The sequence below is a fragment of the Chryseobacterium sp. YIM B08800 genome (assembly GCF_026163565.1).
Classification (GTDB): domain Bacteria; phylum Bacteroidota; class Bacteroidia; order Flavobacteriales; family Weeksellaceae; genus Chryseobacterium.
The window spans coordinates 1-12700 of record NZ_JAPDKN010000045.1; the positions used below are offsets into that span (position 1 = coordinate 1).

The following is a 12700-nucleotide window of genomic DNA, read 5'->3' on the forward strand; positions in this document are numbered from 1 at the left end:
AGTATACGTAACTGTTTGCGTATAAGTTCCTGCTGGTTTACCTAAGATATCTGAAGAAGAAGATTTAGCTGCAGGAATCGTGTAATCTAAATTCAATGTTAATGCGCTTCCAAGCGGAGCATTTGTAACTAAATTTTGATCAGTTGCAGATAAAACGACAGCATTTTTTGTTCCGCCCATTGTTCCTGAAGCTGAAGCAGCTTTGATTGTCAATACATTTACAGGAATTAAGTTGGTTCCATTCATGAAATTAGCACCTCCCGCTTTTACCTTAACGTTAAAGTTTTTTGTTGAAGTAACTTTCAAAGAGTTGGCTTTAGTAATGGTTTGATCAGAATTATAGTCTGCTGCAGTAGCATAGTTAAAGTCAACGGTATTACCGATTGCTGTACTTCCGGCATCGATTGAGATCACATCGTTCAGGGTAATGTTTACTGTTGTTGTAGCGGTTGTATTTTGAGCATATACATTGTTAGTTCCTAATAAAGTTGCTCCGATAGTTAAGGCTGCGATTGCTATTAATTTTTTCATGGCAGTAAATATTTGATTTTAATTTTATTTAATTGTTCTCTTTTGTATACTGCAAATTTATAGCGGCGAAAAAATTTTCTTTGTAGTTGAAAATGGAAGTTGATGTAGTAAAATAACTACACGGATTAGTTATTTGGTTTACATAAAAAGCCCTCAACATTTTGAAAATGTTGAGGGCTTTAAAAAAAATAGTTTTTTACTTACAATGCAGTGGCAATGTAAGTTATTTTTTGCGTGTAAGTTCCCTGTGGTTTTCCCAAAAGTACCTTCGAGGCTTTTTCCGCAGAAATAGAATAGTCAATATTTAAAGATTGTTTAGCACCTAAACCCGCATTACTTACCAATACCTGATCAGTTGTAGATAAGGTGACCTCATTCATGGTTCCCGTTAAATTTCCGCCGGGTATTGCTTTTACCTGTAATATATCTACAGGAATTACGTTTGCGCCACTTACAAAGTGTGAACCTTCAGATTTTACTTTTACATCAAAATTTTTGGATGAAATGATGACTAAACTGTTGGGAACGGTCACATTTTTTGATGAATTATAATCTTTTGTGCTTCCGTAATTAAAATCTACAGTGCCTTCTGAAGCAGCACTACCTATATCCATTGCAATAACGTCTGATAAAATAATATTTACTGATTTACTAACCTGATCAGAATTTTGTGCAAAAACCTGGTTGTTTCCTAAAACGATTGCTCCCAGAGACAGCGCAGCGATAAAAATTTGTTTTTTCATGATTTGGATAAATTTAATGGTGCTGTAATAAAATATTGTTATTCAAAATTAATGATATTAACAAATATTATGACAATCAAATCTAATAAGAATATCTGACATGACCAAAGCTTATATTGTTATTGATTAACTAATTATCAGTATGTTGATTACAGATATTTTCAGCAGGAGGTTTACACAAGCATTACAGTATGGAAAAAAATCGTTGGTAACACAAATGGACGTAGGGATTTGTTGGAGAAATTTAAAATATCAAAATAAATATTGATGCTCAGTTTATCTTTCAGTTTAATAATAAATTTGAAAGTAAAAAGCAAAATTTGAAAGTGAAATCTTCAAGTGTCGATTGTAATGCCTACAAACGTTTACGCAAACATTTTTAATAAAGTAAAACCAAAGCAAAACGTTTGCTTTGGTTTAATAAAGATTTATAATTTATCAATATACTTTAAGTAAGAAGCTAATTCTAAATTATTGTAATATATCTGAACACAAAATCTTATTTTTCCGAATATTCTGGCTCATTTCCGTTATTACACCAGTACATAGCATTATAAACATTGTCTTTTGGAAATATCTTAAAATTTTCTGCAGTCTTTAGGCTGCTGATTTTCTGTATTCCTGCATCATCACTTACGATGGCTGCGCGATTACATTGTTTTGTGCTTTCAAGGTTGGAAAGTAAAGCTGTAAGCCAAGCTATATCAGTTTGTGCCACATTTTCATTTAAATACAGTAGATAATTCAGTTCATTAAACTTAGCAAGTTTGTTCTTTACATGAGGAATGACGATATTTTTAAAATCCTTTTGATTGATTTCGCCACTGGCATTAAAGGCCGCTACATTTTCGGGTGCGTCGTTGAGTAAGGTAATCATATAATTGAGTTTTTTGGTGTGAAAAATATTTAGCAATTATCAAACCAAAAATCAATATTTTTTCTAAGTAAGTGACAATTTGTAATTATGTGTATTATTTCGATCAATTTATGATAATAAAATTGAAAATAGTTTTAATTCATCCTGTCAATTACCCGGCATAAAGTTTTGTATTCCTGAAATGCATTTCCAAACTGTTCAGCAAATTCAAAGTTACTGATCTGGTATTCTTCATTTATACCGGTAGAGGATGAGAAGCGAAGTCTTCCATATTGCACAACCGGTATTTGGTAATTATTCTTAAACCTTTTATCAGGTGTTCCGTTTTTATTTACTTTTGCCCATGTTTTTCTGATGACTTTAGAATCCTGAGGAACAGTACTGGTTTCTGTAAAGTTTACTGATGAAAATGTTACGTTAAGCTCGTCAATCCCTATCAAAGCAAAATTTTTATCATTAGTGTACAGCAAGATAAAAGTAGGATAGAGGTATAAGTCAGCTCCGTTTCTATTCTGAAAATATAATGCTTCATAATTTGAATTAATGATGGGAAGTAACCTTAAACCAATCTTAGCATCTCTTCTGTTAACCAATGTACTCGCACTAGAACGAGCAGCTACACGGTCCTGAAAATGTGCTCCCGTAATATCCCAAATACGATGAGAAGTACTTAAATTTTTAAAGACATTATATAAACGGTCATATTTTCGTTTAGTAGGATCATCAAACTGTATATCGATATTAACTGCTGAGTTGTCAATGACAAGTTGGGTTTCTTTTAGTGCTTCTTTTTGAAAACTTATATCTTCATTCAATTTTTGAACGATTGTTTTATATGAAAATATAACTCGCAATTTTTTTCGTTTTACTAAATCTTAAATCTTTTTTTATTTTCTTTAAATCTTTCTGCAGTTGGGCAAGTAAAATGGATTCTTTGATTCCGGCCATATTCTGAGAAGTAATCTCGTGTAAATCAGCACTAAAAATATTATCGGAAAGTTCTGTGTATAATGGCTGTGGATCAGGATTAGATAGAGGGGAAGTTCTTTGTGAGGATGAACCTGAAATCCTGTAAGAATTAGTAAAACCTAATACATTAGTATTTAATCTTGTTCCGGATGAACTGAAATTAAGACTTGCTCCTTTAATTCCTATGCTGGTTGAGATTCCCCTTTTACTGATATTTAAATGAACTCCTGGGATAATTTTAATTCGTTTTCGGTATGACCAAGCCATGATATTTTTTTTAGATATTGTATGTACAAATCTAAATTACCATCAATAATTTTTTTTACGGGAAACCATAATTCGACTATTATTTGCTTCCTTTCTCATTTTGAATTGATCTATGTCACTTTGGTAATCATTAAAAAGTAATGATGATAACTAAATATTTTATGTTTTGCTGTTTTTATTTAATTATTGGTAAAGAAATTGTATAAACAGTTTATATACTAATAAAATTAACTGCCATGAATATTTCTCTTTACGACTTTAAAAACTTACCCTTACAAAACCAATCCGAAATTGTCTTATCAGAAGGACGTTTAATGAATGAACAAGTTATGAGTTCATTCAGGTATGCTCTTTATGAAATATCATCTTTTTCTGTGGAACTGATTTTTCACATAGCGAAAAATAAAGTAGAGGGTTTGAATATTTATCAAAACAGAGCAGCATACAGTAACTGAAATAAAGAAATGCTGTTATAAATTATAGATAAAAGAGAGCTTTGAGACTTTCTCTTTTTCAGGGTTTTAAAGGATTCATTTAAATTTTCACGTCAAAAAAGTCCTATGATTCAGTTGCAAACTGATTAATTACTAATTCGTTGCTGACAAATAATTTTATATCATCTATTTTTCTAAAATTTTTAACATAATAATGTTAGTTCATCGATTAAAATTTGCACTTGTAAAGGTCTTTTCTTTTGATCAACTTCCAGTTTGTTATATAATCCTGTTTTAACGATCACAATCTTTTTTTCAGGGATCATAATAATGAATTGACCTAAAAAACCATAAAAAAACCAACATTGTTTTTCTTTATTATCGGTTTCTCCCGCCCAAATTGTGTAGCAGAAAGCGTCATTTTCTTTGGTAGGTTTGAGCATTCTCTTGCAATACTCAGCGTTGAGCAATTGTTTTCCTTCCCACATTCCGTTTTGCATAATCAATTGTCCTATTTTTGCAAAATCTCTTGCCGTAGCATGTACACAACAGAATGCCTTTTCCATTCCTTTCTCGTCTGTGCTCCATTTAGCAGGAAATTCCATTCCTAAGGGTTTCCATATCTTTTCTGACATATAATCTGACAAGTGTTTCCCCGTTATTTTGGTTAAAGCCATCCCTAAAAGTTGCGCAGAGACGCTTTGATACTCGTATTTTTGACCGGGCATATTTTTTATCTCAATACTGAAAGTTTGTTTTGCAAGATCTTCTACAAAATATTGTTTAGAGTTTTCTGCAAAAGGATGACGGTACTCTTCATCCCAATCAAATCCTGCCTGCATAGTCAAAAGATGTCGAAATGTAAGATACTTTCCGTAAGAACTTTTTTTATATTCAGGAAATACTGTAGAAATTAATTGATCTTCTGATTCGAGATAGCCATCATCAATTGCACAACCAGTTAAAATGGCCAAAAATCCTTTAGCCATCGAAAAAGAATTCATCAGTGATGAAGGTTGATGATCTTTCCAATACTTTTCATAAATCAGTTGATTATCTTTAATTACAAGGAGTGATGATGCACGAGTCTTCTTAAGTTCATCAGTAAGCCGTTTTGATAACTGATGTTTATTATAGTCAATACTTTTTGTCCAAATATTTGGTTTTGAGTTTGCTATTAACCGAGAAGGGAACTTTTCTTCATCATCAATGGACGGAGTAAGAGATCCTTTTTTCAAATTGATCCCGATTGCTTTAAAAACATATCCATAACCTGAAAGGTAAATAAGTGCAATTGATGCTGAAATTCCTACTGTTAATCGTAATAATGCTTTTTTCATAGATTAAGAAATTCTTCTCGATTTATCTATTCAAAAAGTATTCCTCAGAATTTAGAGATACAAAAAGCAAATTGTAAATTATGATTAAGAAGTAATTATGAATAGGAGATTTTTATTATTTCAAAAGCAATTATTATTAAAAAGTAAGAGTCCGTCTCACAACTAGTGAAAACGGACTTTTTTTATGATTTTTCTCGACCTCCTGTCGGAGAATGATTTTCATACAGTCGATTCTGAACCCACATCAATGAGTTGTGAGACTAACTCTTTTCATTAATATAGTGTCTTTTTGTTTAGTAATAGATAGTCTGAAAATTTTTGTAATTCCTAAAAAATAACTAACAAAAGTAAGTATAATCACCAATTCACAAACATAAATTTCTTTTTCCAAGGCAGTTTAACGAGACCGAGTCCCCAACCGAGATTTTTAAGTAAAATATCTTGTGTTTTTTGTTCTACAGTAAGGGTATAATCATGATCGGTGACCACTAATTTACCCGGACGCTGGAAAAACTCGTTTTGTAATAATGCTACAGAAGACTTTTTCATTGAACTCCAGTTGTGCTGAACGCTTTCTATGACATTTTTGGCTTGTGTTTTATGCTTACGAGAAAGTTTAATATGTCGGTTAATAGTTTGATGCATCGGAATATTGCATAAAAATTTTTCAAAAACCATGTCGTATTCAGGGGCGTTGGTTTTTCCGGTGGCGATGTAATGTAATAAATGCGCACACAACTCAGGATTTATAAGTTGTTGGGTTTTTAGATCGATAAGATCACAATGTTCAAAAAAAGTTTTGATGAATGGATGTATTAAAATAAGTCCTGCATTTTGAACATATTGTCCATCATCTTGGGTCAATTCATTATCATCGTTTTGACTTAAGTTTTCGTGGAATTTTTCATGCTTTTGATGAATTGTTTCCTTCAGAGTTTTTGCATTTTCAAACTTTTCAGACTCTTTTTTTGGATTATTTTTGATGCTTTTAACACTTTCAAAAATTTCATCTTCTTTAATAAAAGGGAATATCTTAACTGCTGTTTTCAGATTCTCATGCTTGTTTTTTGTCTTTGAAAAAACGGTTGAAACTAATGTTATTTTTACTATTTGTTGCAGAAGATATTCCCGAAGGTTAACATGTGGTGAACTTAAATACTGCGACAATACATTCAAAATCAAATGCCAAAATATTTGTCTTTCAGTATGATTCAATTTTGAAATATACTGTATGATATCAACATTTAAATTGATTTTTAAGTCCTTATTTTTTAAAACAGATAAACATAATTGCGCAATTTGTTCATCTGAAAGTTGATTGATGATTCGTTCCTGAACATTTGGCTTTGGTAAAACAGAAATCATCTTTTTTTGAAAATTGTTGTTCACAATCAAAGTGTTAAATACCGATGGCTCCAAAAAAGCAACTCCATTTGTACCTGAATTCCACCAAGGCATATTTCCTTTTTCTAAAAAATAGATAAAAGTTTGAATTGCTTTTTCTTGATTGTCAATTAGATATGATTCTGAGTCACTTTCTGTTTCTTGATCTGATTTATCAATGGGCTTCGTAATTTCAGACAGCTCTTCTTTAAAGAGTTGGGCAATTTTATCTTTTAATTCAGCATTTAACGAGCTGTTTTTTACATCCAGATTCAGTTCTAAACGCGGAATTTGCAGAGTATAATCATCTAATTTGTACTCTAAAGCATTGATGTATTTCTCTATTTCCGGGAAAACGTCAATAGACAAAAAACTACTGATATCTTCTTTTATACTAAACGCTTTTTCTTTGTTGTTGATGGTAATTTCAACAAAAACTTTTTGGATGATATGATCTTGCTTCACGCTAAATGGATTTTAATGATAAAAAAATCAGGAATTGTTAAATTGTTTTGTTTTTAGTCGAATTCTCCACCCCAAAAACCAGCCGGACAAAGACTTAATGTTGATCTTTGTTTGGCGCTCAATCTGCACCCGCAACCTCTTACAAAGCCTTCTTTTGGATGATCCAGAACTTCCAGTGTATTCGGATTAAGCCATTTCATGGCATTACAGTTGTTGCCATTTTTTAAAGGACATTGGTTACAGATTTCTTCTCTTACAGAGAAAACATATTCTTCGCTTTGATTAGCCATGCCAATTTTTGAGCGTAATTCATTGAAATGACCGTCAATGATTTCGTTTCGCTTGCTAAAAAGTTTTTTGATATTCATGTGATTAAAGTTTTAAAATTATTGGGGTCAAAATTAAGCGAACAAAAGACATATTTACGAATTGTGAGGCAGCTCTATTCAGTCTTTGCAGTAAAAGTGAAAATTATTTCCTGGATCATGCAGGTTTACAATTATTGGAAATTTTTTGCGGTAAAAAGGAAATTTTATAATCAGAAAAGTGCTGAACTTTGTGCATTTTTTTGGGAGCTTTATCCCGCTTTTCATTACAATCTTTTTTTTCAAAAAAGGATTTTCATTCAATCGGGGCTAAGAGTTTATTCGCCCATTTAAATATTGGGAAACATCCACAAAGTTTTTCAATTTTAATAAATATTGATTTCAAAATCAGGTTTAAAATCACAAAAAAATCATATTCAATTACTCGCCAATTTCCTGTTGAAATAAAATGATTTTTAATATCAAAATCAGACTTAAATAACAAGCTTTAATTTCACTTCGATTAGATTAAAATAATTTCTATTTAAATTTTACATCTAAATTATTATTTTAATTATCTGATTATTAATATTTTATGTATTTTATTTTTTGCTATTCTCATAAATGAGTGAAAATAGTATTTACTGCAAAGACAGGTTAGAGACCCCAAAATATTTGTCTTTTGGTTGGCGATGATTGTATGTTTGCAGCATAATAATTAAGAACAGAAATTATGATAAACGAAGTATTGACCATTTTAAAAAATCAGCTGAACGGCTCAGAAGGTTTACAGGATGTTTTAGGTGATATTGCTGTTGTTGATGACATCGCAAAACATGATGACGACACCTCAGGTCTTGAAAATAAAGTAGTAATTACCCTGCTAAACGTTGAGGAAGAATCTACACTGAAAAACAGATCAAGATACAATAAAGTGCAGATAAGCGAAAACCCGACTCAGTTTGATATGAAAATGGAAAGTCCGCCTGCTTACTTAAATCTCTATGTAATGATTGCTGCTCACAGAGCAACCTATGTGAATGCTTTAGCAAATATTTCAAAAGTTATTGAGGTGTTTCAGACCAACAATGTATTGGAATATCTTGATCCGGATGACGAGAGAGAGAATGATTTTAAATTTAGGATCGAGTTGCACACTGTTCCTTTTGAACAGCTGAGTTACATCTGGGGATTATTGGGCGGAAAGGTAATGCCTTCTGTTTTATACAAAATCAGCGTAATCAAAATTGTTGCTAAAGATGTTACCTCTATTGAATTAATTAATGACATTAATATAGAAAGTATTAAAGTTAATTAACCATAAAAACAAAAACTAATAACCTTTTATTCAAATTTTTAAATCATGCCAAATCCAACAACACCAGGTGTTTCAGTTGAAGAAATTACAAAACTTCCTTATTCAATTGCATTAATAGATACCGCTATGCCTACATTTATTGGGTATACTGATCAAATCCCCGAAGGTTATGATATTAATGATGTTAATAATGAAAATCTTAAAATCAGTTCTCTTTTGGAATATGAAGATAAGTTTGGAAAAGCAAAGCTTGAAAGCATCCAACTAAAAGATACCAAAGATAAAGGAGTAACAGTGGTGATGCCTGAAGTACAATTTCTAATGTACTATTCACTTCAGATGTATTTTGCCAATGGTGGTGGTCCGTGTTACATTGTTTCTGTAGGAACTTATGCTTCGGCTTCAACGGGAGTGCAATTATCTTCTCTGAAAAACGGATTGGATAAAATGGAAACCTTAAAAGCTATTAAAGATCCAATTCTTATTGTCTTCCCAGACGCAGTTTCATTAGACGAAGATGATTTTTACGAGCTTTACAATTATACAATTAATGAAAAGTTAGGATTAGAAAACAAAAACAGGTTTGCCATTTTAGATACCTACGAAGGAAATTCTTCAATTATATCAGATAACCGTAATACAATCAGGAACTTTAGAGCTAAAGTAGATCAAACTAACTACGCCGCAGCTTATTTTCCTCACCTTAAAACCATTTTGAATTATAGTTTTGATGAAGATAAAACAATAACGCATACCGGTTTACAAGAAACAAATCAAGAAAGCGATGATTTTTATGCAGGTGAAATTGCTGCTTTAGAAGTATTAAGAGATTTAGCAACCGCTGAAATTTTAACCATACCTGTAAATGGTTTTGTATTGGCAGATTTATTAGAGCAAGCTGTAGCGATTGCAGAAGAAATTTATGAAACTGCTGATTCTAAAGATGCTTTAAGAGAACCGCTTAATGAGGCTAAAGCTGTGGTAGATGCAATATATAATGGAATAATAGATGATTTTAGAATACCTGAGGATTTGGAGGTAGATACACCTATTTTTAGGGGAGAATTTGATGATTTAATCGATGCAATTCGTCTTTCAAAAGATAAGGTAGGGAATGCTAATGGTTTAACATTAAAAAGCTTACAGTCATCTGATTCTTTATTATATAACCAAATAAAAGAAGCTATAAAATCTTTACAAGTAATTTTGCCCCCGTCTTCAGCAATTGCAGGAGTGTACGGTAGAGTAGACAGTGTAAGAGGCGTGTGGAAAGCTCCGGCAAACGTAAGTCTTAGTTACGTCACAGAGCCAACAGAAAAAGTCTCCGAGAAGGAACAATCAGATTTAAACATTCATGATTCCGGGAAATCAATCAATGCGATTAGATTTTTTACAGGAAAAGGCAACTTAATCTGGGGAGCCAGAACCCTTGATGCAAAAGATAAAAAAGGCGACGGAAAAGACAATGAATGGAAGTATGTGCATGTACGTCGTTATTATGATATGATTAAACAATCAATAGGCGAATCACTTGAAAGATTTATTGACGAGCCTCACACTCCACACACATGGTTACGAGCAAAAACCATGTTAGAAAATTTTCTTAATCAACAATGGATGGATGGTGCATTGGTTGGAAGCACTCCGAAAGAAGCTTACGAAGTAAAAGTGTACGGAAGCAAAGATCCTGTTACTGAAAATATCATCAATCCGATGAATGTAGAAATCAAAATAGCATTAGTACGCCCTGCAGAATTTATCATCTTGAATTTCTCCCACAAACTACAACAATCCTAAAATACAATCGACCACGAATGAAAATTCGAAGTTTTTACTTCGATGAATAATTAATATTAATTTAAAATTTTTTAAAAAATGAATTACAAAACCCCTGGAGTCTATGTGGAGGAATTGGCAAAATTTCCGCCTTCCGTAGCGCAAGTTGAAACAGCTATTCCCGCTTTTATTGGGTACACTGCTGATGGACCAAAAAACAAACCAACAAGAATCTCTTCAATGTTGGAGTACGAAACACTTTTTGGAAAAGCAAACCCTGAAACTTTTGCTGTAGCTTTCAAAGATGGCGTTGCAACTGCAACACAACCAAAAGTAAGCGATTTTAAAATGTACTATGCCCTGCAAATGTATTTTGCAAACGGTGGTGGTGCTTGTTATATCGTTTCTGTAGGAGATTATAGCGGTCCCGTAACTGTAGGAGATTCTACAACCGTAGGAACTTTAGTATACGGTTTTGAGTTGCTGAAAAAAGAAGACGAGCCTACATTGATTGTTTTCCCAGACCTTCAAAATTTAGTAGCTACTTCCGCTGATGTAACAGCAGCACAAACAGCTAAAGATCTTGCTCAAGATGCTTTTACACTTGCAGATGCAGCATTTTTAGCTGCTCAGGAAGCATTTGATGAAGCAGAAGAAAATGGTACACCTCAAGAATTAGCACAAGCTACACAAGCTTTAGCAGATGCAAATTCTGATAAAATGATTGCTAATTCAATTGTTACGCTAACTACCAATAACTTAACAAAGATTACTGCTGCAAATGTTGACGGAGCTATTACAAATGTTTATCAGTTATATAATAAAGCTTTAGATCAGGCAGAATTATTAAAGGACAGATTTGTTATTATGGATGTTCTTGGAGATGAGGCTACTTTTAGAAATAAAGTAATTTCAACAGGTCTAAAATATGGTGCTGCCTATCATCCGAAATTAAAAACAGTTTTGACTTATGATTTTAAAGATGCTAATATTTCCGTTACCGGTGTTTCTGGTGTAACAAATTTAGCAGAATTGAAAACTTCAAACTCAGAATTGTATAACCAGGCAAAAAAAGCAATTGAATCTAAGAGAGTTGTATTGGCTCCTTCATCTTCAATGGCAGGAGTTTATGCTAAAGTAGACTCTACTTCCGGAGTATGGAAATCACCAGCAAATTTAGGATTAAACTTAGTAGAAGCACCTGTAGTAAAAATTTCTGATAGAGAACAAGATGCTCTTAACGTACATCCTGAAACAGGAAAATCAATCAACGCAATCAGAGCTTTTGTTGGAAAAGGAACTCTGGTTTGGGGCGCAAGAACTTTAGACGGAAACAGCAATGAGTGGAGATATATCTCAGTCCGTCGTTTTTTCAACATGGTGGAAGAATCTGTGAAAAAAGCTACAGAGCGTTTCGTTTTCGAACCGAATACTGCCAATACATGGATTCGTGTACAAACAATGATCGAAAATTTCCTTAATCAACAATGGCAAGACGGCGCATTGGCTGGAAGCAAACCAGAAGATGCTTATTACGTAAGTGTTGGTTTAAATAAAACAATGTCTGCTCAGGATATCTTGGAAGGAAGAATGATTGTAGAGATTGGTATGGCTGCAGTACGTCCTGCTGAATTTATTGTGTTGCGTTTCTCACACAAGCTACAAGAATCATAAAATAAACTAAATAACAATTAAATAACAACAATTATGAGTACATATCCATTAGTAAAGTTTGCCTTTGAAGTTGATTGGGGTGGAACAAAAGTAGGTTTTCAGGAAGTGAGCGGATTAAATGCCGAAGCAGCTTTAATTGAATACAGACATGGTGCAAGTCCTGATTTTAGCAAGATTAAAATGCCGGGATTGAAAACTTTCAGCAACATTACTTTAAAGAGAGGAACTTTCAAAAGCGATAACGAATATTTTGAATGGTTCCAGACCATCCAATTAAATACGGTAGAAAGAAGATCAATTACGATCTCTCTTTTAGACGAAAACGGAGAACCTGCAGTAACCTGGAAAGTGAAAAATGCATTCCCTCAAAAAGTAAATGCAACAGATCTGAAAGCTGAAGGAAATGAGGTAGCAATCGAAACTCTGGAAATTGCACACGAAGGATTAACGATCGAAAATAACTAATATTAACTTTAAAATTTTAAAAAATGAATTACAAAACACCTGGAGTCTATGTAGAGGAAATTGCAAAATTTCCACCATCTGTAGCACAAGTAGAAACTGCTATTCCTGCTTTTATCGGGTATACAGCACAAGGTCCAAAAAATGAGCCAACAA

12 protein-coding genes are annotated in these 12700 nt (G+C 32.8%); 4 read left to right on the forward strand and 8 right to left on the reverse strand.

Annotation, left to right across the window (positions count from 1 at the left end; all coding sequences use genetic code 11):
• The 8 genes from OEW74_RS16035 to OEW74_RS16070 form a co-directional block, all read right to left on the reverse strand.
• Positions 1 to 531 (reverse strand): peptidoglycan-binding protein LysM (locus OEW74_RS16035; RefSeq protein ID WP_265429432.1); only part of this gene is annotated, 531 nt, incomplete at its 3' end.
• 200 nt (positions 532 to 731) lie between these two features.
• A complete protein-coding gene (locus tag OEW74_RS16040) occupies positions 732 to 1274 on the reverse strand; it encodes a peptidoglycan-binding protein LysM (protein ID WP_265429433.1) in 543 nt (180 codons plus the stop codon).
• 499 nt (positions 1275 to 1773) lie between these two features.
• Positions 1774 to 2151: an STAS/SEC14 domain-containing protein gene (locus tag OEW74_RS16045; protein ID WP_265429434.1), complete on the reverse strand. Its 378-nt coding sequence runs from the start codon at positions 2149 to 2151 to the stop codon at positions 1774 to 1776.
• 134 nt (positions 2152 to 2285) lie between these two features.
• Entirely contained in the window at positions 2286 to 2966 is a 681-nt protein-coding gene (locus OEW74_RS16050; RefSeq protein WP_265429435.1) for a hypothetical protein, read from the reverse strand.
• A gap of 16 nt (positions 2967 to 2982) precedes the next feature.
• The gene (locus OEW74_RS16055; RefSeq protein WP_265429436.1) at positions 2983 to 3387 is read right to left on the reverse strand and encodes a DUF4236 domain-containing protein; all 405 of its coding nucleotides are present in this window, start codon (positions 3385 to 3387) and stop codon (positions 2983 to 2985) included.
• A 637-nt stretch (positions 3388 to 4024) separates the two neighbouring features.
• Positions 4025 to 5161 carry a serine hydrolase domain-containing protein gene (locus OEW74_RS16060; protein WP_265429437.1) on the reverse strand — a complete coding sequence of 379 codons (1137 nt, stop codon included), beginning with the start codon at positions 5159 to 5161 and terminating at the stop codon, positions 4025 to 4027.
• 357 nt (positions 5162 to 5518) lie between these two features.
• A complete protein-coding gene (locus OEW74_RS16065) occupies positions 5519 to 7009 on the reverse strand; it encodes a contractile injection system tape measure protein (protein ID WP_265429438.1) in 1491 nt (496 codons plus the stop codon).
• 53 nt (positions 7010 to 7062) lie between these two features.
• A complete protein-coding gene (locus OEW74_RS16070; protein WP_265429439.1) occupies positions 7063 to 7377 on the reverse strand; it encodes a hypothetical protein in 315 nt (104 codons plus the stop codon).
• A gap of 670 nt (positions 7378 to 8047) precedes the next feature.
• Between OEW74_RS16070 and OEW74_RS16075 the strand changes: the two genes are divergently transcribed.
• The 4 genes from OEW74_RS16075 (at position 8048) to OEW74_RS16090 (ending at position 12547) form a co-directional block, all read left to right on the forward strand.
• Entirely contained in the window at positions 8048 to 8632 is a 585-nt protein-coding gene (locus OEW74_RS16075) for a DUF4255 domain-containing protein (RefSeq protein ID WP_265429440.1), read from the forward strand.
• 45 nt (positions 8633 to 8677) lie between these two features.
• Positions 8678 to 10429 carry a phage tail sheath family protein gene (locus OEW74_RS16080; protein ID WP_265429441.1) on the forward strand — a complete coding sequence of 584 codons (1752 nt, stop codon included), beginning with the start codon at positions 8678 to 8680 and terminating at the stop codon, positions 10427 to 10429.
• Between the two features lie 78 nt (positions 10430 to 10507).
• Positions 10508 to 12082: a phage tail sheath family protein gene (locus OEW74_RS16085; RefSeq protein WP_265429442.1), complete on the forward strand. Its 1575-nt coding sequence runs from the start codon at positions 10508 to 10510 to the stop codon at positions 12080 to 12082.
• Positions 12083 to 12115: 33 nt separating this feature from the next.
• The gene (locus OEW74_RS16090; protein WP_265429443.1) at positions 12116 to 12547 is read left to right on the forward strand and encodes a phage tail protein; all 432 of its coding nucleotides are present in this window, start codon (positions 12116 to 12118) and stop codon (positions 12545 to 12547) included.
• The last annotated feature ends 153 nt before the right edge of the window (positions 12548 to 12700 follow it).